A 24,069-nucleotide genomic window follows, 5' to 3' on the forward strand; every position below is an offset into this window, starting at 1 on the left:
GTTAAGATTGGAAAAGGCGGAGCAATTGCTCCGCCTTTTTCGTTTCGGCTACTGGGCTAGACTAGTCGAGCCAACCTTTGAGATTGTCCTGAATGATCTCAGACAGCGCAGCGATGTGATCCGCTTCATCATTGAGGCAAGGTATATAGGTGAATTCTTCCCCACCCGCTTCCTCGAAGCTCTCTTTGATTTCCTCGTTGATCTCTTCAAGCGTTTCGATGCAGTCAGCAGAGAATGCGGGCGCCGCAACTGCAATGCGCTTCTTACCTTCTTCTTTTGCAATCCGCGCAACTTCTTCGACAGTGTAAGGGCGAAGCCAATCTTCTGGGCCAAACTGCGACTGGAAGGTCGTGCGGATCTCTGTTTTCTCCCAGCCCAATCGCTCTTGGACGAGGCGGGTCGTCTTCTGGCACTGACAATGATAGGGGTCGCCTTCCATCAAGTAGCGCTTTGGCATCCCATGATATGACATGATGAGAAGCTCTGGACGGTTCTCGACGGCCGCATAGGCGCGCTCAATTGATTTCGCCAGTGCGTCGATATAGGTCGGATTGTCGAAATAGGCTGGAACGGTGCGCACCGCTGGCTGCCATTTCTCATCCATGAGTGCTCTGAAGAATTGGTCATTGGCAGTCGCGGAAGTGGCGCCTGCATATTGTGGGTAAAGCGGGAAAAAGACGATTCGCTCACAGCCAGCAGCTACCATTTCGCGCACTTTGGATTTGGTTGAGGGATTGCCGTAACGCATACAGAAATCCACGATCACCTGATCGCCGTACCGTTCTTTCATAGCGTCTGAGATCTTGGCGGTTTGGTCCTTTGTGATGATCATGAGGGGGCTTTCATCCCGATCATGGTTCCAGATGGACTTGTAGGCCTCACCACTCGAGAATGGTCGTTTGGTGAGAATGATCGCTTGCAAAATGGGCTGCCATTTCCACGCGGGGTAATCGATGACCCTCTTGTCCGAAAGGAATTCGCTCAGATATCGACGCATCGGCCAGTAAGTATAGGAATCCGGCGTGCCAAGATTGGCCAGCAAGATGCCAGTTTTCCCGTGCGCCACTTTGGGATGGTCAGCGGGGCTATTTTCGGGGCGGATCGCGTTGGCTTCCATGCGGTATTCCTTCGTTTCAGAGCGGCGTTCGAGACCTAGCGCACGGGCGCTTCCTGTCAATCCTTCAAGGGCCTTTCTGCGACTCCAAGTGCATCTGCCAGCCTTTGCTGCGCGCTTCCGGGACGCAGTGGTTTCGGTTGGCTCGCGTCCGGCGTCCATCCCGTCAAGAACACTAGCTCGAACGTGGCGGGTATCCTTCCGTTCTCCATGAAGGACTGAGCGTAAACTTCGGAGGTTCGAAAGAAGATCTCGCGCCTAGAGAAGGACTTAAGCCGATGGGATAGGGCATTGCCTTCACCCATTTCCCTGAGTTCTCGAAAGAGGTGCCAAGGCGTTTCATAGGTCACTTTTAAGGGCACAGTATCTGCGACGGGAAGTGCGAAACCACCTCGCTGTAGCAAGCTGCCTAGGTCGCGTAGCTCTGCCATCGGAGCAACCCTAGGTGACAGCCCTCCCGTAATTTCAGATTCTGATTGAGCGAGCGACGCACGCAATTCGTGGAGAGTCTGGCCACCGAAGGTCACACACATGAAAAGGCCATCGCTTTCTAGCGCTCGGCGGCATTGGATGATCTGACCCACAGGATCGTTTGCCCAATGCAAGCAAAGTGCATGGACGATAAGATCATAGTGACCTTCTTCAAGATCCAGGATCTCTTCGTCGCTCACGATATGTACGTTCGGGGCGAGCCGCGCCCAGACCTCGGGGAACGCCGTGATGACAGCAACTTTTGTAAAGCCTTTGTTTACCAAAGTGAGGCGATCCTGAACTTCTTCTAGCGCGACGGCCTGTAGAAACAAGCTGTCGGCGTTCGGGACACGGTTTCTTTGGCGGTTCAACGCTACGCGATCCGTCATTTCGGGAACACTGCTCATGGAGTGGACAATAGGGGCATGCTCGCGAAGTTTCAAACGGCGCTTCATCTTCTTTTCCCGCCGCGCTGTGTTGGATGCGGTGATTTGGTGGAGAGCGATTTTGGCCTTTGTGGGCCTTGCTGGCGCGAGACGCCGTTCGCCGGTGGCTTGGTCTGTGAGAAATGCGGAATCCCAGTGCATGGACAAGAAGATCAAGCACCGGTCCTTTGTGATGATTGCCTTCGATACGAACGCCCTTGGAGCCATGGTCGAACAGCGCTCCTTTACCGAGACAATGGACGCAAGCTGGTACTCGCGATCAAGCACGGAGATCGATATGACGTGGTGCATCCAGCTGCGCGTTGGCTTGCTCTTGCGGCGAAACCACTCCTTTGCAAGCTTGATGATCAGATCCTGATTGCGCCGGTGCCGCTTCATCGATCAAGGTTGTTCAAGAGGCGCTTCAATCAGTCGGCACTGTTGGCGCGGGCGTTGGCGAGAAGTCTGAACAAGCCATATTGTCTTGACCTCCTACATCGCCCGACCGTGTCTGGAAACATGCGCGGTTTGGATCACGGGGAACGCTTCGCGAAGATGCAGGGTTCAATGGTTGTGAACCCCAAACGGACAGGTGTCGTGAGAGACAGGACGGTCCTGATTGTTGATGATGTGATGACGTCGGGAGCGACGCTTTCGGCAGCAACACTTGCTGCTTTTGACGCAGGAGCTCGCGATGTTCAGACCGTAACACTGGCGCGTGTTGCAAAGAATGACTAATTCCCTGACAACCAGTATTGAAAAGTTCGGGGTGTGAAACATGAAAGACGTAGAAATCTACACGAGTCCTCTCTGTGGGTTTTGCCATGCAGCAAAACGACTGCTGAAGATGAAGGGCATAGAATTCCATGAGATTGACGTATGGAGCTCCCCTGACCGCAAACCCGAGATGATCGAACGTGCCAATGGTGCCCATACCGTTCCCCAGGTCTTCATTGGGGAGGTGCACGTCGGTGGGTGTGATGAACTTTACGCGCTCGAGCGTGAGGGCAAACTTGACCCACTACTGGCGAAGTAAGAAATGCGCGCCGCTCTTCTACAGATCACGTCTTCAGACGATCCAGCAGAAAACCTGAAAGCTGTGCGCGATCTGGTTCGCGAAGCAGTGGGGGAAGGCGCAGAAATTGTCTGCACTCCTGAGGTCACAAACTGCCTCTCCACAAGTCGCACACATCAGAAGGCAATATTGCACCACGAGGCAGATGACCCATCCCTCGTTGCACTCTGTGAGATTGCAAGTGAGATGAAGATCTGGCTCTTCATCGGATCGCTCGCTCTCAAGACTCACGATGGAGATGGCCGCTTTGCCAACCGTTCCTTCGTGCTCAACCCCGAAGGCAAAATTGTCGCCCGTTATGACAAGATCCACATGTTCGATGTGGATGTCAGCAAAGAGGAAACATACCGAGAGTCAGACGGGTATCGACCTGGAACCGAGGCCCGGATCGTCAGGACTCCGTTTGGGTGTTTTGGGCTTAGCATCTGCTATGATGTGCGCTTTCCGCATCTGTACCGAGCGTTGGCACAGGCGGGTGCGGAGGTGCTCATGGTGCCTGCCGCTTTCTCTCATGTGACGGGCGCAGCCCATTGGCATACGCTCTTGCGAGCGCGGGCAATAGAAACCGGGTGTTTTGTTGTCGCGGCAGCGCAGACAGGCACGCATCCCGCCTCACACGGAGCCAAACGCAAGACCTATGGTCATAGTCTTGTCGTCGCACCCTGGGGAGAGATCCTTGCGGACGGCGGTACGGATCCGGGTATAACTTACGTGGATATTGATCTCAAAGAAGTCGAAAGCGCCCGTCGGCGAGTGCCTTCGTTGAGCCATGACTGGAGTTTCGAGGGCCCCTGAATGAATGACTCCAATGCTCTTGCGATCTCGCTTTTTGGCGAGATTCTCATGTCTGAACAACTCGCGCGCTCTCGGCTAACGCGCGCGTTACCGAAAGGCATGGAGCTGTCGCATTTCTCCGTTCTGAACCATCTGGCGCCACCGGGGGCGGAGCGCAGCCCGGCGCAGCTTGCGAAGGCCTTCCATGTCACGCGCGGCGCGATGACAAACACGCTGAGCAAGCTCGAGCTCGCAGGGTATATCCATGTGCGCCCGGATTGGGATGACGCTAGAAGGAAGATTGTCGGCATAAGTCCTGCGGGACGGCGCGCACGCGACGAAGCCTTGGCCGGAATCGCGCCGGTTATCACGGAAATTGTTGATGAAATCGGGGAAGAGCGGGTGCGTGCGGCCCTTCCGATCCTGCGTGAGCTCCGTATTCGCCTCAATAGGCCAGAATAATCTCTAGGTCGGTTTCCGGCTCGCCGTTACGTAGTTCACACTTAGATCTTTGTCAGAGATCGACCATGACCAAGTCACCGGGTTGAACACCATGCCCTTCCGGTCAATCGGGGAGACCCCCGATTTGTCGAGCAAATTGCAAAGTTCGTCGGGTGTGATGAACTTGTGCCACTCGTGTGTTCCTTTGGGAAGCCAGCGCATGACGTATTCCGCTCCAAGAATGGCGACGGCAAAACTCTTGGGATTTCGATTGATCGTCGAGCAGATGTGAAGGCCGCCTGGCTTTAGAAGCGTCTGGCATGCGGTCAGGTAAGACAATGGGTCGGCAACATGCTCAACAACTTCCATGTTGAGCACGATATCGAACGTCTCTCCATTTTCTGCCAGCGCCTCGGCTGTTGTATGTCGATAGTCGATGTCTAACCCCGACTGTGCAGCGTGGACTTGCGCGACAGGGATATTTCCAGCTGCGGCGTCAGCACCAACAACAGTGGCGCCCAGCCTCGCCATAGGTTCGCTCAGCAGTCCACCGCCACAGCCAATATCGAGAAGTCTTAGCCCTTCGAAGGGCAAATGGGTTCCGAGATCTCTGTCAAATTCTGTCGCGATCTGCTTGGAAATATAGTCCAAGCGGCAGGGGTTGAGCATGTGAAGGGGTTTGAATTTCCCCTTCGGATCCCACCATTCTGCGGCCATAGCTTCGAACTTCGCAACTTCCGCGGGGTCGACAGTCGTGTGAGACGGTTGCATTCTGAACTCCATGTGCTCATGTGGGCCGCCTAACCTATATAGGACGGATATGGACAAAAACTCGGGCCAAAAGCGCGCAGTACATTACCTCTATCCTCCGGTCGAACCCTTTGACCAGAGGGTGCTTGATATGGGGGATGGGCACCGGGTCTATTTTGAACAGTCCGGAAACCCAACTGGGCTTCCTGTACTCGTCGTGCATGGTGGTCCTGGTGGAGGTAGCAGCCCCGCGATGCGGCGGTATTTTGATCCTGAAGTCTACAGAGTCATTCTTTTCGACCAGCGCGGCTGCGGCAAATCTCGGCCGCATGCAGAAATCGAGAACAACACAACTTGGCACCTTGTTTCTGATATGGAGCGTATCAGGAACGAGGTAGATATACCCAGCTGGATCGTGTTTGGCGGTAGCTGGGGCGCGACGTTATCACTGATATACGCTCAGACACACCCTGATCGAGTTTCTCACCTTGTTCTGCGGGGTGTCTTCTTGATGCAGCAATCCGAACTTGATTGGTTTTATGCTGGGGGAGCAGGTAAATTTTGGCCAGAACCATGGGAAAGGTTTGTCTCTCTGATACCAGAGGAAGAACGGGCTGACCTTATCGAAGCCTATGCCAAGCGCCTCTTTAGCGGGCATCGATCAACTGAGATTCGGTATGCGCAAGCCTGGGCGAAATGGGAGAACGCGCTCGCTTCGGTGCACTCCGCGGGCTACGGAGGAGAGGCGCCGCCAGACTATGCCCGTGCCTTCTCACGGCTCGAGAACCACTATTTCCGCAATGCTGGCTTCCTCTCGGAGGATGGTCAGATTCTGAAAGACATGGACCGTATTCAGCACATTCCTGGGATCATTGTGCAGGGGCGGTATGATATGATCTGCCCACCTCACACTGCCTATCAACTTGCGCAACGTTGGCGGCGCGCCGACCTGCGTATGGTTCGAAATGCGGGACATGCCTTGTCGGAACCGGGGATAAGTGCAGAGCTCGTTCGAGTGATGGACCAGATCGCAATTTCAGCCTCGTGAAGTAATATCGTTAATTTTCAGCACCTTACATTTTTTGAGATAAATGGTTTACAGAGGCGCTGCACCGGTTACCCTTAAGGGAAAGAGAAAAACAACAGGTGAGGGCCCGTGGCCTCAATCTTAAAAATCATCGCTCAACGTCTCGCGCTGGGCATCTTGACGATGTTTGTCGTGTCCGTCGTCATCTTCACAGCCGTTAATCTTCTTCCAGGCGATTTCGCGGAAGCCATTCTTGGGCAAGGCGCAACGCCCGAAGCTGTGGAGGCAATTCGCAAGGATCTTGGCCTCGATCAGCACCCGGTCAGGCGATACATCAGCTGGCTCTCCGGTGCAGTGCAAGGTGATCTCGGAAATAGCTTTGCTCAAGCCAACTTCGCCGCTTTTGTCGGTACGGATACAGGTTCGGGGCTTTCGTCGGTTGCAACGCAGATTGCTCCACGATTTGAGAACACGATGTTCCTTGCTGGTGTGACCGCCCTATTTGCAGTGCCGGTCTCGCTCACGCTCGGAATTCTGGCTGCGCTCTATAGGAATTCGGTCTTTGATCGCGCGACGAATATTATGACGTTGTCGTCGATATCGTCACCTGAGTTCTTCCTTGCCTATATCCTGATTCTTTTCTTGGCGGTCATGAACCCCATCCTGCCCTCGCTTTCGAATATCTATGAAGGAATGGCGCTTGGAGAGCGGTTCACGAAAACGTTGCTGCCTGCTTTGACGCTGACGCTTGTGGTGACAGCGCACATGATGCGAATGACGCGCGCTGCAATTATCAACCTCTTGGCTTCACCATACATTGAGATGGCGCGGCTGAAGGGGATTTCGCCGCTTCGGATCATCGTCAAGCATGCTCTGCCGAACGCACTTGCACCAATCATCAACGTGATCGCGTTGAACCTCGCCTATCTCATTACGGGTGTCGTCGTGGTCGAGGTTGTTTTTGTCTATCCTGGGATCGGGCAGCTTTTCGTTGATAGCGTGAAAATCCGTGACATCCCGGTTGTTCAGGCCTGCTGCCTGATCTTTGCTGGGGCCTACATTCTGCTGAACCTGACAGCGGATGTGCTATCCATACTTTCCAATCCGCGACTGAGGCATCCGAAATGAGCACTTTGATGTCTATCGCCCTTATCCTCATCGGATTGCTTGGTGCAGGGTGGCTACTCCGTTTTGTTGGACAACGTCTCACCGGGAACAAACCCTTCTTTCGAGACATGGCGCTTGGCGTGGCATTCGGCTACGTATTTGGCGCTCTGGTGCTGGTCTGGTTGGTCTGGGCCTATATTCAATCCCACTCTGCGGACGCGACGACCGCGAACAACTTCTTTTTTCTCGGGAAGGCGGTAGAGGGGTTCGCAATCTTCGCTGTTGCGGCGTTTATATTCCGCCTGTTGGGGCGTCACATCGGGCCAGATGCGTCGCGCAAGATCTTCCGGTCTATGCCGCTGACAGCGAGCTTTGGTGTCTTGGTGATCCTGATTTACGCGTTTGTTGCGATCTTCGCCGCGTGGCTTGCACCTTATGGGCAAGAGGAAGTCCTTTCTTCAGCGAATATCGTGCCAGGAGGCAACCCTGCGATCGGAGGCAATCCGGATTTTCCTTTGGGTACCGATCAAATCGGACGGGACATCATGTCTCGCTTGATCTTCGGAGCGCAGAATACCGTTGGTATCGCTTTTGCAACGACCTGCCTTGCCTTCTTCATCGGCGGAACGCTTGGCTTTCTTGCGGCGACTCTTCAGGGGTGGCTCGACCAACTTCTGTCTCGTGGCGTTGATGTGCTCATGGCTATTCCGTCGTTGATCTTCGCGCTTCTCTTGATGACCATCGCAAGTGCTTGGGCGGGGTCCGAGAAAGGACTGCTGACCTACTACATGATCTTGATTATTGCTGTGATTGATTCCACGCGCGTCTTCCGCCTTGCACGGGCGGTGGGTCTTAATATCGTTGTCATGGACTACATCGAGGCGGCGAAGCTTCGCGGCGAGGGTCTTGGGTATCTGATTTTCCGAGAAATCCTGCCGAATGCCTATGCGCCGCTCCTTGCAGAGTTTGGGCTTCGGTTCTGCTTTGTGTTCCTCACCATCGCTTCGTTGTCTTTTCTCGGGGTTGGTATTCAGCCTCCGACGGCAGACTGGGGCACGATGGTGCGCGATCTCGCACAGTTCATCAACTTCGCAGGGTTTGCTCCGCAAGTTGCGAGCGCGCCGCTTCTCGCCGCCGGTGCAATTGCGCTTCTGACGGTGGCAGTGAATTTCGTCGTGGACTGGATGCTCCACAAATCTTCTGGCCTGAAGGAATGAGGGGTATCACGCATGGTTGAGACACTGCTCAAAGTCCGCGGTCTGAAGATCGAGGGCCGAAGTGATGAAACATGGTCGCCGATCGTCAACGGGATTGACCTTGATCTATGCAAAGGCGAAGTCCTTGGCCTCATCGGTGAATCCGGTGCGGGTAAATCAACGGTTGGTCTTGCTTCGATGGGGTTCACGCGGGATGGCTGTCGGATATCGGCGGGGAGCGTCGAGTTTGATGGGATTGATCTCGTACAAGCCGCGGCAAGCACAAAGCGCGATCTCCTCGGGAGACGAATTGCGTATGTGGCGCAATCTGCCGCGGCGAGCTTCAACCCGGCGCATCGATTGATCGACCAACACACGGAGGCACCTGTTCAACATGGTGTCATGTCACGTAGTGATAGCGAAGCGGACGGTGTCGAGCTCTATCGGAAACTGAGATTGCCCAACCCCGAAGAGATTGGATTTCGGTATCCACACCAGGTCTCAGGGGGACAACTGCAGCGCGCTATGACGGCGATGGCCATGTCATGCCGTCCGGATATGATCATTTTCGATGAACCGACCACCGCGCTTGATGTGACAACGCAGATCGAGGTCTTGGCAAGTATTCGTAAGATCGTGGAAGAGTTCGATACCGCGGCGATCTACATTACCCACGATCTCGCAGTTGTCGCGCAGATGGCGGATAAGATCAAAGTCTTGCTCAAGGGAGATGAGGTCGAAGAGGCGGAAACCCGAGAGATGCTCGCGCATCCCAAAGAAGACTACACCAAATCGCTCTGGGCTGTGCGTAGCTTCAAGAGACCACAAAAGCCCGCCGTACAATCAACCTCCGTGCCCGTGGTTTCCGTGCAGAACGTGACCGCAGCTTATGGCAAGGTTCCCGTCCTACATGATGTGAGCTTTGATATGCACGCAGGCCGGACAGTAGCTGTCGTGGGGGAGTCCGGCTCGGGAAAATCTACGACCGCGCGTTGTATCACCGGTCTGTTGCCGCCGGTGCAGGGACAGATCGAGCTTGATGGCATTCCGCTGCCAGCGGACTATCGGAAGCGGGACAAGTCGCAACTGCGTCAAGTGCAGATGATTTACCAGATGGCGGATACGGCGCTTAACCCACGCAAGACAATTGGAGAGCTGATCGGTCGCCCTGTTCAGTTCTACATGGGCCTCACCGGTTCGGATCGTCGTCGTCGCGTTGAGCAGTTGCTTGAGGAGATAGAGCTCGAACCGTCACAATACTTCAACCGGTTGCCGTCAGAGCTTTCAGGTGGTCAGAAGCAGAGGATTGGTATCGCGCGAGCGCTCGCCGCCGAACCGAAGTTCATTATTTGCGACGAAGTTACTTCGGCGCTCGATCAACTGGTGGCTGAAGGAATTCTAAAGCTTTTGGCGCGTCTTCAGGATGAATTGAACCTGACCTACATGTTCATTACCCATGATCTCGCAACCGTGCGCTCGATCGCTGATGAGGTTGTGGTCATGAAAGAGGGTCGGGTCGTCGAGCAGGGCCTCAAAGAGGACATGTTCCGCCCACCGCACCATCCCTACACAGACCTCTTGTTGAGCTCTGTGCCGGAAATGGATCCCGATTGGCTCACCAATCTGCTCAATGAGCGGGGAGTTGATAACATCGGAGACGCAGCAATTGATAAGATGGAAAACGAATCACCCGTTTGAAGCGGGGACGAAACAACAAGGGAGATCAAATATGACACGTATTAGTAGACGCGGCCTTCTCAAGACGGGCGCAGCAGCCAGTGTTCTTGCTGCCACCGGTATGCCGCTCATGGCCGCTCCGAAACGTGGAGGCCGTCTCCGCGCTGGTCTGAGCGGAGCAAACACGTCTGACAGTTGGGATGGGCGTACGCATTCTGACCTTTTCATGATCGCTTCGGCTCAGGGCGCTGTGTTCGACAGCCTGACCGAGGTGGCACCGAATGGTTCGCTCCGTGGTGAATTGGCAGAAAGCTGGGAAGCCAGCGCAGACGCCAAGACCTGGACATTCAACCTTCGCAAGGGCGTCAAGTTCCACAATGGCAAAGACTTTGGTGCCGATGATGTGATCGAGTCGCTGAATATCCACGTGGCAGAAGGCGCTAAATCAGCGGCGAAACCCATCGTTTCGTCGATTGTCGAGACGAAGAAGATCACAGACCACCAGGTTCAATTCACGCTTGAAGCCGGCAACGCAGACTTCCCATACCTCATGTCGGACTATCATATCCTCATGTATCCGGCAGGCATGATCGAAGAAGCCATCGCAAAAGGCATCGGCACCGGCCTATACGCCGTTCAGTCCTTCGAGCCGGGCGTGCGCATGGTCGCGAAGCGCGTCGATGATCACTATAAAGGTGACACCGCCGGTTTCTTTGAAGAGATCGAGTATATTGCGATCAACGACACGACCGCACGCATGAACGCTCTTCTGACCGGCCAGGTCGATGCGATCAACCGAATCGACTTCAAGACCGAGGCGCTTTTGAAGGCGAACCCGAACACTCGTATTCAGGAAGTGACCGGCAACCAACAATACACGTTCCCGATGCTTTCCAAGACCGCGCCGTTCGACGATGTGAACGTGCGCCGCGCCTTGAAGTACGGCATCAACCGCCAAGAAATGGTCGATAAGATCCTGCTTGGACATGGTCAGGTCGGCAATGATACGCCCATTGGACCGGCCAACCAGTACTATGCCAGCGATCTAGAGCAGCTTTCTTACGATCCCGACAAGGCAAGCTTCTACTTGAAAGAGGCAGGGCTTTCATCGCTTGATATCGATCTGTCCGCATCGAACGCGGCGTTTGAGGGCGCGGTAGATGCGGCACAGCTCTATCAATCTTCGGCCAAGGGCGCGGGGATCAACATCAATGTCGTCCAAGAGCCCGCGGACGGCTATTGGTCCAACGTTTGGCTCAAGAAGCCTTGGTGTGCGTGTTACTGGTCCGGTCGCGCGACCGAAGACTGGATGTTCTCGACTGCTTATGAAGCAGGCGCTCCGTGGAATGACTCTCAGTGGGATCACCCGCGCTTCCAGGAACTGCTTATCACCGCGCGTGCTGAGCTCGATTCGAATAAGCGTCGTGACCAGTATCGTGAGATGCAGGAAATTCTGCGGACAGATGGCGCTGTCATCATTCCGATGTTCGCCAACTATGTGCAGGCTCTGTCCAACAAGGTTGGAACGCCTGAAACCGTCGGCAACCTTTGGCAAATGGACAATGGCCGCATGGCCGAACGTTGGTGGATGTCCTAACGCCAATCAGAATTACCAACAAAAGCGCCCCGAATTTCGGGGCGCTTTCTTATTGCACTTGCGGATTCCCTTCACCGCGCGTATATGCCTTCTCAACAGCGGTGCGAAGGGGCTTGGCTCCAACGCCCCACCGGAAAACGCAACGGGCCGCTGGCCCGTTTTTTTGTGTTTGGAAGATGCGATGAGTGACCTGATTGCCAAAGCCGCGATTGATCGCAAACTTGCTGAGATCGTCGCCCCGATCATTGATGATATGGGGTTCGAACTCGTGCGTTTGCGTCTCATGGGTGGCAATACCAAGACGCTACAGATCATGGCGGAACGCCCTGATGGCGGTATTGAAGTCGATGAATGCGCGGATATCTCGAATGCGGTTAGCGCAGCGCTTGACGTCGAGGATCCGCTTGTCGACTCGTATGTGCTCGAGGTGGGTAGCCCCGGCATCGATCGCCCTCTGACCCGCCTCAAGGATTTTGATACCTTTGAGGGTTACGAGGCCAAGCTTGAGACCGCGGAATTGATCGATGGCCGTAAGCGCTTTAAGGGTGTTCTGGCTGGCGTCGAAGGCGAAGAAGTGCTCGTGAATATCGAGCAGAATGGCGAAACAGTCACCGTCGGATTGCAATTCGACTGGCTCGCCGATGCCAAGCTCACAATGACAGACGAGCTTATCAAGGAAATGCTCCGTCAGCGCAAAGCTGCGGGGACACTGAACGAAGACCAATTTGACGAGATTGAAACCGAAACCGGTTCCGAGGAGGACTGAGAATGGCGATTACCTCTGCAAACCAGCTTGAGCTTTTGCAAACCGCCGAGGCTGTTGCGCGCGAAAAGATGATCGACCCGTCGCTGGTCGTGGAGGCGATGGAAGAGTCGCTCGCCCGCGCCGCCAGGTCGCGCTACGGCGCAGAGATGGACATTCGTGTCAGCATTGATCGCAAGACTGGCAAGGCGACCTTCACGCGGGTGCGGACTGTTGTTGAGGACGATGAACTCGAGAACTATCAGGCCGAGTTTACCGTCGATCAGGCGAAGCAGTATCTTGAAGACCCCAAGGTCGGTGATCAGTTCATCGAAGAAGTCCCACCGGTTGAAATGGGCCGTATCGCGGCGCAATCGGCGAAACAGGTCATTCTTCAGAAAGTGCGTGAAGCAGAGCGCGATCGCCAGTTCGAGGAATTCAAGGATCGTGCCGGTACGATTATCAACGGTGTCGTGAAGCGCGAAGAGTATGGCAATGTGATCGTTGATGTCGGCCGCGGCGAAGGTATCCTGCGCCGCAATGAAAAGATCGGTCGCGAGAGCTACCGTCCGAACGATCGCATCCGTTGCTATATCAAAGATGTTCGCCGCGAGACCCGCGGTCCGCAGATCTTCCTGTCGCGCACGGCGCCGGAATTCATGGCTGAGCTCTTCAAGATGGAAGTGCCGGAGATCTATGACGGCATCATCGAGATCAAGGCTGTGGCCCGCGATCCGGGTTCGCGCGCAAAGATCGCCGTGATTTCCTACGATGGCTCGATCGATCCGGTTGGTGCCTGTGTCGGTATGCGCGGGTCGCGTGTTCAGGCGGTCGTAAATGAGCTTCAGGGCGAAAAGATCGACATCATTCCTTGGAACGAAGATCAACCGACATTCCTTGTAAACGCGCTTCAACCCGCAGAGGTTTCGAAGGTGGTTCTCGATGAAGAGGCAGGCAAGATCGAAGTCGTCGTGCCTGACGAGCAGCTTTCGCTCGCCATCGGCCGTCGGGGTCAGAACGTGCGCCTTGCGTCGCAACTGACCGCTCTCGACATCGACATCATGACCGAAGCAGAAGAGTCCGAGCGTCGCCAGAAAGAGTTCGAAGAGCGTACTAAGCTCTTCATGGATACGCTCGATCTTGACGAGTTCTTTGCTCAGCTTCTGGTGTCCGAAGGTTTCTCGAACCTTGAGGAAGTTGCCTACGTCGAGATCGACGAACTCCTCGTGATTGATGGTGTCGACGAAGATACAGCTGCCGAGCTTCAAGCGCGCGCGCGAGACTTCATTGAAGAGCAGAACCGCAAAGCGCTGGAAGCAGCGCGAGCACTCGGTGTCGAGGACAGTCTGGTTGAATTCGAAGGCCTGACGCCCCAAATGATTGAAGCACTGGCCAAGGACGGCGTTCTGACGCTTGAGGACTTCGCTACTTGCGCAGACTGGGAGCTTGCTGGCGGTTGGACCACTTCTGAGGGCGAGCGTATCAAGGATGATGGCATTCTCGAGCCCTTCGGTCTCTCATTGGAAGAGGCACAGGATTTTGTGATGACTGCTCGTATCATCTTGGGTTGGGTCGATCCGGCCGAACTCGCTGCAGATGAAGAAGCAGAGGAAGACGTCACCGAAACCGAGGAGGCCGAAGCCTGAGTTCGGGCTTCGGATTGACGGAATGGGTCGTGGTGGACAAAAAGCGGACCGGATAGACGGACCGGAACGCAAGTGCATAGCGACTGGCGAAGTGCGCCCGGTGGCGGAGCTGATCCGCTTTGTGGTCGGGCCAGACACACAAATAGTACCGGATATCCTTGGCAAGCTTCCGGGGCGGGGAATTTGGGTGTCATCCGACCGTAAGGCGATCGAAAAGGCCGTTTCTAAACGATTGTTCGCGCGTTCCGCCAAGCAAACTGTGACGGTGCCGGATGATCTGGTGCAGCAGGTCGAGGCCCAGCTTGCACGCCGTGTCGTGGATCTCGTGAGCCTTGCCCGGAAATCGGGTGACGCTGTGTCTGGATACGAGAAAGTCAAAGACTGGCTTGCCAAGGACTACGCCGAGGTTCTCATTCAGGCTTCGGATGGGTCTGGACGCGGCAAATCGAAACTGAGTACGCCTTATGGCGGAACCTATATTGGGTGGCTTAAGGCCGATGAATTGGGTTTGGCATTTGGGCGACAAACTGTGATACATGGGGCGCTTGCGTCTGGTGGACTCGCTCTACGTGTTGTAGAGGAGGCCCAAAGGCTAAAAGGCGTACGCGAAATTGGGGCGGCAGGGGCCGCTCAGAAGGGTAAGACAGCTAGATGAGCGATAGTGACGGAAAGAAAACTCTTGGTCTCCGCGGATCGGGTTCGCGTCCTGGTAATGTGAAGCAGAGCTTCAGCCATGGCCGCACCAAGAATGTTGTCGTTGAAACCAAGCGCAAGCGTGTCGTTGTACCCAAGCCAGGTGCCGCGAAATCCGGAGCAGCTTCGGCGAAAGCTGGGGGTGATCCGTCGCGCCGCCCGGCGGGTATTTCCGATGCGGAGATGGATCGTCGCCTGAAGGCACTTCAGGCCGCCAAAGCCCGTGAAACTGAAGAAGCCGAGCGTCGCGAGGCCGAAGAAAAGGCCCGCGCGGAAGAGCGCGAGCGTCGCCGTGCCGAGGCAGAAGCCAAGGAACGCGAACAGCGTGAAGCCGAAGAGCGTGCACGCGCCAAGGCCGAAGAAGAAGAGCGCAAAGCGCGCGAAGCGGAAGAAGCCGCTCAGCGTGCTGCTGCTGAAGCGGCGGCGGCTGCATCGCAGCCCAAAGCCGAGGCGGCTGGTCGTCCTGGTGCGGGTCGTACGACACCTGCCCCGGCTGCGGCACCCCGTAAGCAGGAGCGCGATCGTGAACAGAGACCAGCACGCGGCAAAGGCCGCGACGACGGACGTCGTTCTGGCAAACTCACTCTGAACCAGGCATTGTCTGGCGAAGGTGGTCGCCAGAAGTCGCTCGCCGCGATGAAGCGGAAGCAAGAGCGCGCACGTCAGAAGGCTATGGGCGGCCCGGTTGAGCGCGAGAAGGTGATCCGAGACGTTCAGCTGCCGGAAACCATCGTGGTCTCCGAGCTTGCAAACCGTATGGCTGAACGTGTCGCTGATGTCGTCAAAGAGCTCATGAAAATGGGCATGATGGTCACTCAGAACCAGTCGATCGATGCGGATACCGCTGAACTCATCATCGAAGAGTTCGGCCACAAGGTTGTGCGCGTTTCCGATGCTGATGTGGAAGAGGTAATCGCGGACGTAGAAGATTCAGACGCCGATCTCCTGCCGCGTCCCCCGGTCATTACCATCATGGGTCACGTTGACCACGGCAAGACCTCGCTGCTGGACGCCATCCGCGATGCAAACGTGACTGGCGGAGAAGCAGGCGGTATCACGCAGCACATCGGTGCCTATCAGGTGAAGAGCAAAGGCGGGGATATCCTGACCTTCCTCGACACGCCGGGCCACGCTGCGTTTACCTCGATGCGTTCACGCGGTGCGCAGGTGACGGATATTGTCGTGCTCGTCGTTGCCGCTGATGACTCGGTCATGCCGCAGACGATTGAGGCGATCAACCACGCTAAAGCCGCCGAAGTGCCGATGATTGTTGCGATCAATAAGATCGACAAGCCCGAAGCCGACCCCGGCAAGGTGCGCGCCGAGTTGCTTCAGCACGAAGTGATCGTCGAGGCCATGTCAGGTGACGTTCAGGATGTTGAGGTCTCTGCTGTTAGCGGTCAGGGCATGGATGAGCTGCTCGAGGCGATTGCGCTTCAAGCGGAAATCCTTGAACTCAAGGCCAACCCGAATCGTGCTGCCCAAGGCGCCGTGATCGAAGCGCAGCTCGACGTTGGTCGTGGTCCGGTCGCTACGGTCCTCGTTCAGAAGGGCACGCTTCGCCAAGGTGACATCTTCGTTGTCGGTGAGCAGTACGGTAAGGTTCGCGCCCTGATCAACGACAAGGGTGAGCGCGTCCAAGAAGCTGGACCGTCTGTTCCTGTAGAGGTCCTGGGCCTCAACGGAACTCCGGAAGCCGGTGATGTTCTCAATGTGACCGAAACCGAAGCGCAAGCTCGTGAGATCGCAGAGTACCGTGAGCAGGTGGCCAAGGACAAACGTGCCGCAGCAGGCGCAGCGACGACCCTTGAGCAACTCATGCAGAAGGCGAAGGAAGATCAGAACGTCGCTGAACTGCCGATCCTCGTCAAAGCGGACGTGCAGGGTTCTGCCGAAGCAATCGTTCAAGCGATGGAAAAGATCGGCAACGACGAAGTTCGCGTGCGCGTCCTTCATTCTGGTGTCGGTGCGATCACCGAGACGGATATCGGTCTAGCAGAAGCGTCCGGTGCACCGGTCTTCGGCTTCAACGTGCGTGCGAACGCCTCGGCGCGTAACTCGGCAAACCAGAAGGGTGTCGAGATCCGCTATTATTCAGTGATCTACGATCTCGTAGATGACGTGAAAGCGGCTGCGTCCGGCCTGCTCTCGGCAGAGATCCGTGAGAAATTCATTGGCTACGCCGAAATCAAAGAGGTCTTCAAGGTCTCGAATGTTGGTAAAGTCGCTGGCTGTCTCGTGACAGAGGGCGTTGCGCGTCGTTCTGCGGGCGTGCGGCTGCTGCGTGACAACGTGGTGATCCATGAGGGGACGCTCAAGACGCTGAAACGCTTCAAAGACGAAGTCGCCGAAGTGATTTCGGGTCAGGAATGCGGTATGGCGTTCGAGAACTACGATGATATTCGCCCTGCCGACGTTATCGAGATCTTCGAGCGTGAAGAATTCACGCGGACGCTGGACTGATCCGACAAAGGATAGACGAAAAAGAAAGGGCGCCGCGAGGCGCCCTTTTTCTTTGGCAGTGTCAGCTATTGCGTTTAAGTCGCTGCAATAGGTGTGCCTGCATAGACCGTCTTGCCTACGCGCACAGCGATCTTGCCGCCCGGAAGCTTGCGCACAAATGTTCCTTGTACAGAAACACAGCTGCCCACGGTGATCGTCCTAAGCATGTCAATTCTCCCCCGATGATTGACTTGATCGGATTGTTTTCATTTCTCACCAACCACCAAGAGCGGCCGATGGACATTGTTAACTTAGCGGGTTCAATCACATCCGAGAAGTGGATTTTGTCTCACTTGTGGTAAAATATATGGCAAACCGCATATTTTTGCATCGAACAGTCCTATAGCCAGTCTCTCAAAATCGGGATCAAGGGGATATCTGCCGGAGGCATCTTGAAATCTCTGAGGTTCTCTGGCCGCACCCATTTTAAGGATTGCCCCTCACGTGACATCGGCGTGCCCTTCCATTTGCGACAAGCAAAGAGCGGCATGAGCAAATGGAAATCGTCATAGCTATGCGACGCAAAAGTTAGTGGAGCAAGACAGCTTTCCCAAGTATCGATCCCAAGCTCTTCCTGAAGTTCGCGGATAAGCGCGACTTCAGGTGACTCTCCGGGCTCCACTTTGCCACCGGGAAACTCCCAAAGGCCGGCCATGGACTTTCCCTCTGGCCGTTGAGCGAGAAGAATGCGCCCATCCACGTCGATGAGCGCAACCGCTGAGACAAGAATGATCTTCGTCACGACCGGTAGTCCGCGTTGATCGTAATGTAGCCATGCGTAAGATCGCAGGTCCACACGGTCGCGTCTCCACCGCCAAGTCCGAGATCAACCGAAATCTCGAGGTCTTGCTGCTTCATGTAAGACGCGCCGTCTGCCTCCATGTAGTTGGGGGACACCCAGCCGTTCTCTGCAACAAGGATATCCCCAAACCGAATTGTAAGCCGATCACGATCCGCGGACGCGCCGGACTTGCCGATCGCCATGACCACACGCCCCCAATTGGGGTCCTCTCCCGCGATCGCCGTCTTGACGAGCGGCGAATTGGCGATGGCCAACGCATGGGTGCGCGCTTCCTTTGCCGTTTCAGCGCCAGTCACCTTGACAGTGACGAACTTTGTTGCGCCTTCACCGTCGCGCACAACTTGGTGCGCCAAATCGAGCATGACTTGATGAAGGGCCTGATAGAACGGCCCCTCGCGATTGCTGATCTCAACACCGCTCGCACCCGTCGCCCCGAGAAGAAGCGTATCAGATGTCGATGTGTCGCTATCAACTGTGATGTTGTTGAAGGTGAGGTCAGTAAGTGCCGAGAGTATTTCTTGCAGGAGCGCCTGCTCGACCTTTGCATCGGTAAAGATGTAGACAAGCATTGTCGCCATATCTGGCGCGATCATGCCAGAACCTTTGGCAATCCCGGCGATGTTTACAACCTGTCCGTCGACTTCAAACTCCGCCGCCGAGGCTTTCGCAAACGTGTCGGTTGTTCGGATGGCTTCTGCGGCGTCTTTCATCTTTCCGGGTGAGAGCGCCTCACGCATCTCACTGAGCTTGTTGGTGATCTTCTCAAAGGGAAGCGGTTCACCGATGACGCCGGTCGAAGAGGAGAAAACGCGGGACTCTGGCAAGGAAAGCGCCTGCGCAACGGCGCCGGTTACGGCCTTCGTCGCCTCAATACCGTTTCGCCCGGTGAATGCGTTGGCATTCCCTGCATTGACGATGATCGCTGCACCCGCATCACTTTGGAGAGAGATCTTCTCTTGGCAATCAAGCACAGCGGCAGAACGAGTCGCAGATCTCGTGAAGACGCCGGCAATAGAGGACCCCGCCGCCAGTCGTGCAAGCATGACGTCTTTCCGACCTGCGTATTTAATACCCGCTTCGACCGTGGCAAAATCCGCCCCTTTTATCTCGGGAAGAGTCGGGAAGGTGGCAGGCGCTAGCGGAGAAACATGTGTGATCTTTGCCATGTGTCAGTCTCCAGAAACCTCGGAGGATACCAGGCTCGCGTCCTTGAGGGCCGCAGGGTCGATATCATCCGCAGCCGTCTTGTCGATTTCTGCAGCCTCGGACAGAGCTGCAATTTTGGCATCAATGATTTTCTCCTGAAGCTCAGCAACGAGTTCGGCCTGAACTTCTTCAAAAGTCGGCGCTGCTTGTGTCCGAAGATCGTTCAGCTTCACAATATGCCAACCGAACTGGGTTTGCACAGGTTCCGAGATTTCGCCAACGCCAAGGGCGGCGACGGCGTCCTCGAAGGCCGGCACCATTTCTCCTGCGCCGAACCAACCGAGCGCACCGCCCGACGGCCCTGACGGCCCTGTCGATTTCTCCTTGGCGAGCTCTGCAAAATCTGCCCCTGCAAGAAGCTCAGCGTGCACTGCTTCTGCTTCTTCCAAGGTTTCCACGAGAATGTGAGAAGCATTGAACTCCGCGGCGCCCTCGAAATTCTCGACATACTTTTCTTGATATCGCTCCTGCATGGCGTCTGCTTCGACGCCCTCTTGCAGCGCGGCATTGATCGCCGCGTCTGCGAGAAGTAGCCGCTTCTGGTTCTCAAGAGCGAGTGTGACTTTCCTCGGCTCAGGGCCATCGAGAGACTGCGCCAGAAGGGTTTGTTGGATGACCTGGTCCAGAATACCCTTGAAGAGAACATCATCAGGCAAGGATTGATACTGCTCGGGCAGGTTCTCGCGCACGACGATCATATGGCCCAGAGTGATCTCGGTATCATTGACTGTCGCAACGACGGTATCGGATGTCGGCTCGGCAACAACGGCGGCAGGCACTGCAAGCATAAGCGCCATCGCTGTTGAGCGCATGATTTTCACGTGTTTTGACATCCTGTGGTCCTTGTTTGGTGTCGCGCGGGTTGGCGACGTTGACACTGTTTCGCCCGCCCCTTACATCGCTTGGAGGCTTGGGTGAACCGGCTCTTTTCCGTTTGTAGGTGTAGTGCGCTGAACGGGCAAGCGGGTCCCTCGCAAGATTGTGTCAACGAAGGACAAACGCATATGCTGGGTATCGGAAAACTTGCCAAGAAGGTGTTCGGAACACCGAATGACCGCAAGATCAAGGCAACCCGCCCTCTCGTCGACAAGATCAACGCGCTCGAGCCTGAATTTGAGAAACTCTCGGATGAAGAGATCATCGCCAAGACGCGCGAACTTTCGGAGCGCGCCAAGGGCGGGGAAAAGCTGGATGCCTTGCTTCCCGAAGCATTTGCGAATTGCCGCGAGGCCGCCAAGCGCGCCTTGGGTCTTCGCGCCTTCGATGTACAGCTTATGGGCGGCATATTTCTGCATCAGGGGAATATCTCCGAGATGAAGACCGGTGAGGGTAAGACCCTCGTCGCGACATTCCCAGCGTATCTCAATGCGCTGACTGGTGAGGGCGTTCATATCGTTACCGTCAACGACTACCTCGCGCGGCGTGATGCGGAATGGATGAGCAAGGTCTATGGCGCACTCGGTATGACGACCGGGGTCATCTACCCACAGCAAGATCCCAAAGAGAAACGTGAGGCTTATGCCTGCGACATCACCTATGCGACGAACAACGAGCTTGGCTTTGACTACCTGCGCGACAACATGCGGAGCGACCTAAGCGAACTGTCCCAGCGCGGCCACAACTACGCGGTTGTCGATGAGGTCGACTCGATCCTGATCGATGAAGCGCGGACTCCGCTCATCATCTCGGGCCCGGCCCAAGACCGCACCGACCTCTACATGGCGATCGATGCGCTGATTCCGCAGTTGTCGGAAGAGCATTTCACGATTGATGAGAAAACCCGTCAGGTGACGTTTACAGATGAAGGCAACGACTACCTTGAAGCGCTGTTGCACGAGAACGGCGTCCTTCCCGAAGAGCAATCTCTCTACGATCCGGAAAGCACGACGGTCGTGCACCATGTCAACCAAGGTTTGCGCGCGCACAAGCTCTTTGCGCGGGACAAGGATTATATCGTCCGTGATGGCAGCGTCGTTCTCATTGACGAATTCACCGGACGTATGATGGCAGGGCGCCGCCTTTCTGAGGGGCTTCATCAGGCGATCGAAGCCAAGGAAGGCTGCGAGATACAACCCGAGAACGTCACTCTCGCACAGGTGACGTTCCAGAACTATTTCCGCCTCTATAACAAGCTTGGCGGCATGACCGGTACGGCCGCGACAGAAGCCGAAGAATTCATGGAAATCTACGGCCTTGGTGTCGTCGAAGTTCCGACCAACCGTCCGATTTCGCGTATCGACGAAGATGATGCCGTCTATCGCACGGCGCGCGAGAAGTTTGAGGCGATTGTCGAAGAGATTAAAGTAGCCCATGAAAAGGGACAGCCGATCCTCGTGGGTACGACATCAATCGAGAAGTCCGAAGTTCTGTCTGACATGCTTACGCAGGCAGGGGTTAAGCACAACGTCCTGAACGCGCGGCAGCATGAGCAAGAAGCTCAGATCGTTGCAGATGCGGGCAAACTCGGCGCCGTCACGATTGCGACGAACATGGCCGGTCGTGGGACCGACATCAAACTTGGCGGCAATGTCGAGTTTAAGATCATGGAAGCCATCGCGGCAGAACCCGAGGCGCATCCGGATGAAATCCGTGCGCGCATCGAGGCAGAGCATGAAGCCGACGAACAGGCGGTCAAGGATGCGGGCGGCCTCTTTGTTCTTGCAACAGAGCGCCACGAAAGCCGCAGGATTGACAACCAGTTGCGTGGTCGTTCCGGTCGTCAGGGTGACCCGGGTCGTTCGGCATTCTTCCTGTCGCTCGAGGATGATCTGATGCGTATCTTTGGGTCGGAACGTCTCGACAAGGTCCTCTCATCGCTCGGAATGAAGGAAGGCGAGGCCATCGTGCACCCGTGGGTCAACAAATCCCTCGAGCGCGCGCAGGCAAAGGTCGAGGGTCGCAACTTCGATATTCGTAAGCAGCTTCTGAAGTTCGATGATGTGATGAACGATCAGCGGAAAGTTATCTTCGGTCAGCGCCGTGATATCATGGAAGCTGAAGACCTTTCAGAGATCGCGCGCGATATGCGCTATGAAGTCATCGCAGACCGGGTTGAGTATCACATGCCGCCCAAGTCCTACGCAGAACAATGGGACGTCGATGGGTTGAAGCAAGACAGCATCGAGATCCTTGGTCTGGATGCGCCAGTCGCAGATTGGGCACATGAAGAAGGTGTCGATGATGAAGATATCATCGAGCGTCTCGAGAAAGCGTCGGATGAGATGATGGCGCAAAAAGCCGTGCACTTCGGACCCGAGGCGATGCGCATGATCGAGAAGCAGGTTCTTCTTCAGACGATCGATACAAAATGGCGCGAACACCTCCTGACGCTTGAGCATCTCCGCTCTGTTGTCGGATTCCGGGGTTATGCACAGCGCGATCCTCTCAACGAGTACAAGAACGAAGCGTTTCAGCTTTTTGAAAGCATGCTCGACAGTCTTCGCGAAGAAGTCACCAAGACCCTCGCGCACATCCGTCCTATGACCGAAGAAGAGCAACAGCAGCTCGCACAGGAAATGGCGGAACAGCGTGCAGAGATTGAGAAGGCTGCGAATCCTCAAGCACAGCCGTCCGAGGGTGTTGCCAAAGAGGGGTTCGATGAGGCCGATCCTTCGACGTGGGGGAATCCGGGACGGAACGAGGCATGCCCCTGTGGATCTGGCAAGAAGTTCAAGCACTGCCACGGGCGTCTCGTGTAGAGAGCGCTGCAACAAACAAACTTCAAGAGGGCGCCTTATGAGCGCCCTTTTCTTTTGGCATCACACTTTTGGGGCAGCGCGAGTCAGGAGTGTAGTATGGTAAGAAAAATCAATGTGTATCGTCGGTATGCCCTTGCAGGTGCAACGCTTTCTTGTGCGGCGTCTATCGGGTTCTTGATGCAGTCGAGCGAACCTGGATACGCAGGCCACCAACTGCCTGAACCTGGTATCAGCCTGGTGGGCAACGTGATCGAGGCGAGCTTACCCAATGCCACCTCGGAGACCGTCCAGATCGGTGGGCTTCCGGCACTTCCGCGCGAAGTCAGCTTTGATGAGAGCTTGTCTCACAAGACAGTCGCGCTCATCGTTTCAAGCGATGCACCCGTGAGCGATATGCCTGAGGAGGTCGCGACTCCGAACCTCGCATGTGACGTGTCGCTGACCGCCGAGCCACTCCCGGCTGCCCTTGTCGCGCTACAACTGACGGCCCCCTGCCTGACCGGTGAGCGGGTTGTTGTGCACCATGGTGATCTCAAGTTCGCCGATACGATTGGTCCGGATGGCAGCCTCCGCGTGGATGTGCCTGCCCTGACCGAAAGCGCCACATTTGTTGCGGTCCTGACCAACGGAGACGGCGCCGTTGCCAAGGCGGATGTCCCGTCGCTTCAGTTTTATGACCGCGTTGCCGTTCAATGGCAGGGGGACACGGGCCTGGCGCTTCATGCGCGGGAATACGGTGCAGAGTACGAAAGCGCAGGACATGTCTGGAGAGAGGCGCGGCGCGACGTGACGGCGATTGTCGAGGGTAACAAGGGGTTCCTTGTCCGGCTTGGGAACGCAGATTTACCAGAGCCGCTTCTTGCAGAGGTCTACACCTTTCCGACCGGATCCGCGAAAAAGGCGGGTGAAGTTGCCCTGAGTGTGGAGGCAGATGTCAGCCAGGCAAATTGCGGGCGACAGATTTCCGCAGGATCTATAGAAGTCCGCCGATCAGAGCCGGCCGTGACCCATCAATTGAGCGTCGAAATGCCGGAATGCGATGCGGTGGGTGAACTTCTGGTGTTGAAAAACCTGCTCCAAGACCTGAAGATCGCCAGCAAGTAAGGCAGGCAACAAGGTCGATCAA

Annotated in this window: 21 protein-coding genes; 15 read left to right on the top strand and 6 right to left on the bottom strand. The window is 55.8% G+C overall.

Annotated elements, in window-relative coordinates; translation table 11 throughout:
• Positions 1-61: 61 nt before the first annotated feature.
• Complete coding sequence (gene hemH / locus MK745_RS11700; protein ID WP_243613480.1) at positions 62-1,117, bottom strand: ferrochelatase; 1,056 nt, start codon at positions 1,115-1,117, stop codon at positions 62-64.
• A gap of 56 nt (positions 1,118-1,173) precedes the next feature.
• On the bottom strand, positions 1,174-2,040 hold the full coding sequence (locus MK745_RS11705) for a methyltransferase domain-containing protein (protein WP_347813652.1): 867 nt from the start codon (positions 2,038-2,040) through the stop codon (positions 1,174-1,176).
• On the opposite strand from MK745_RS11705, the gene MK745_RS11710 reads away from it, so the two are divergent.
• The 4 genes from MK745_RS11710 to MK745_RS11725 are packed head-to-tail and all read left to right on the top strand — an operon-like array spanning position 2,011 to position 4,321.
• The gene (locus MK745_RS11710; RefSeq protein WP_243613481.1) at positions 2,011-2,748 is read left to right on the top strand and encodes a ComF family protein; all 738 of its coding nucleotides are present in this window, start codon (positions 2,011-2,013) and stop codon (positions 2,746-2,748) included. The genes MK745_RS11705 and MK745_RS11710 overlap by 30 nt on opposite strands.
• Positions 2,749-2,788: 40 nt before the next feature.
• The gene (grxC, locus tag MK745_RS11715; RefSeq protein ID WP_243613482.1) at positions 2,789-3,046 is read left to right on the top strand and encodes a glutaredoxin 3; all 258 of its coding nucleotides are present in this window, start codon (positions 2,789-2,791) and stop codon (positions 3,044-3,046) included.
• Positions 3,047-3,049: 3 nt separating this feature from the next.
• Positions 3,050-3,880 carry a carbon-nitrogen hydrolase family protein gene (locus tag MK745_RS11720; RefSeq protein WP_243613483.1) on the top strand — a complete coding sequence of 277 codons (831 nt, stop codon included), beginning with the start codon at positions 3,050-3,052 and terminating at the stop codon, positions 3,878-3,880.
• Positions 3,881-4,321 carry a MarR family winged helix-turn-helix transcriptional regulator gene (locus MK745_RS11725; protein WP_243613484.1) on the top strand — a complete coding sequence of 147 codons (441 nt, stop codon included), beginning with the start codon at positions 3,881-3,883 and terminating at the stop codon, positions 4,319-4,321.
• A 3-nt stretch (positions 4,322-4,324) separates the two neighbouring features.
• On the opposite strand, the gene ubiG is transcribed toward MK745_RS11725, so the two are convergent.
• Positions 4,325-5,071, bottom strand: a complete 747-nt coding sequence (gene ubiG / locus MK745_RS11730; protein WP_243613485.1) for a bifunctional 2-polyprenyl-6-hydroxyphenol methylase/3-demethylubiquinol 3-O-methyltransferase UbiG — start codon at positions 5,069-5,071, stop codon at positions 4,325-4,327.
• A 49-nt stretch (positions 5,072-5,120) separates the two neighbouring features.
• On the opposite strand from ubiG, the gene pip reads away from it, so the two are divergent.
• From pip to infB, 9 genes are all read left to right on the top strand, one after another.
• Complete coding sequence (gene pip, locus MK745_RS11735; RefSeq protein WP_243613486.1) at positions 5,121-6,098, top strand: prolyl aminopeptidase; 978 nt, start codon at positions 5,121-5,123, stop codon at positions 6,096-6,098.
• A 108-nt stretch (positions 6,099-6,206) separates the two neighbouring features.
• Positions 6,207-7,205: an ABC transporter permease gene (locus tag MK745_RS11740; protein ID WP_243613487.1), complete on the top strand. Its 999-nt coding sequence runs from the start codon at positions 6,207-6,209 to the stop codon at positions 7,203-7,205.
• A gap of 8 nt (positions 7,206-7,213) precedes the next feature.
• A complete protein-coding gene (locus MK745_RS11745) occupies positions 7,214-8,401 on the top strand; it encodes an ABC transporter permease (protein WP_243613488.1) in 1,188 nt (395 codons plus the stop codon).
• A 12-nt stretch (positions 8,402-8,413) separates the two neighbouring features.
• Complete coding sequence (locus tag MK745_RS11750) at positions 8,414-10,078, top strand: ABC transporter ATP-binding protein (protein ID WP_243613489.1); 1,665 nt, start codon at positions 8,414-8,416, stop codon at positions 10,076-10,078.
• 31 nt (positions 10,079-10,109) lie between these two features.
• The gene (locus MK745_RS11755) at positions 10,110-11,654 is read left to right on the top strand and encodes an ABC transporter substrate-binding protein (RefSeq protein WP_243613490.1); all 1,545 of its coding nucleotides are present in this window, start codon (positions 10,110-10,112) and stop codon (positions 11,652-11,654) included.
• A gap of 181 nt (positions 11,655-11,835) precedes the next feature.
• A complete protein-coding gene (gene rimP / locus MK745_RS11760; RefSeq protein ID WP_243613491.1) occupies positions 11,836-12,420 on the top strand; it encodes a ribosome maturation factor RimP in 585 nt (194 codons plus the stop codon).
• A gap of 2 nt (positions 12,421-12,422) precedes the next feature.
• Positions 12,423-14,042, top strand: a complete 1,620-nt coding sequence (gene nusA, locus MK745_RS11765) for a transcription termination factor NusA (protein WP_243613492.1) — start codon at positions 12,423-12,425, stop codon at positions 14,040-14,042.
• A 22-nt stretch (positions 14,043-14,064) separates the two neighbouring features.
• Positions 14,065-14,697, top strand: coding sequence for an RNA-binding protein (locus MK745_RS11770; protein WP_243613493.1), 633 nt, complete (start codon positions 14,065-14,067; stop codon positions 14,695-14,697).
• On the top strand, positions 14,694-17,198 hold the full coding sequence (infB, locus tag MK745_RS11775; protein WP_243613494.1) for a translation initiation factor IF-2: 2,505 nt from the start codon (positions 14,694-14,696) through the stop codon (positions 17,196-17,198). Before MK745_RS11770 ends, infB begins: the two co-directional genes overlap by 4 nt.
• Positions 17,199-17,577: 379 nt before the next feature.
• On the opposite strand, the gene MK745_RS11780 is transcribed toward infB, so the two are convergent.
• The 3 genes from MK745_RS11780 to MK745_RS11790 are packed head-to-tail and all read right to left on the bottom strand — an operon-like array spanning position 17,578 to position 20,078.
• Positions 17,578-17,979, bottom strand: coding sequence for a (deoxy)nucleoside triphosphate pyrophosphohydrolase (locus MK745_RS11780; RefSeq protein WP_243613495.1), 402 nt, complete (start codon positions 17,977-17,979; stop codon positions 17,578-17,580).
• The gene (argJ, locus tag MK745_RS11785; protein ID WP_243613496.1) at positions 17,976-19,205 is read right to left on the bottom strand and encodes a bifunctional glutamate N-acetyltransferase/amino-acid acetyltransferase ArgJ; all 1,230 of its coding nucleotides are present in this window, start codon (positions 19,203-19,205) and stop codon (positions 17,976-17,978) included. The genes MK745_RS11780 and argJ overlap by 4 nt, the downstream gene beginning before the upstream one ends.
• Positions 19,206-19,208: 3 nt before the next feature.
• On the bottom strand, positions 19,209-20,078 hold the full coding sequence (locus tag MK745_RS11790; protein WP_243613497.1) for a peptidylprolyl isomerase: 870 nt from the start codon (positions 20,076-20,078) through the stop codon (positions 19,209-19,211).
• A 171-nt stretch (positions 20,079-20,249) separates the two neighbouring features.
• Here MK745_RS11790 and secA point away from each other — a divergent pair, with 171 nt between their 5' ends.
• Positions 20,250-22,943 (top strand): preprotein translocase subunit SecA, encoded by a 2,694-nt coding sequence (gene secA, locus MK745_RS11795; protein ID WP_243613498.1) that lies wholly within the window; start codon positions 20,250-20,252, stop codon positions 22,941-22,943.
• A 96-nt stretch (positions 22,944-23,039) separates the two neighbouring features.
• Entirely contained in the window at positions 23,040-24,047 is a 1,008-nt protein-coding gene (locus MK745_RS11800; RefSeq protein ID WP_243613499.1) for a translocase, read from the top strand.
• Positions 24,048-24,069 lie beyond the last annotated feature (22 nt).

Origin of the sequence: Shimia aestuarii (assembly GCF_022814865.1) — a bacterium.
GTDB classification, from domain to species: Bacteria; Pseudomonadota; Alphaproteobacteria; order Rhodobacterales; family Rhodobacteraceae; genus Shimia; species Shimia aestuarii_A.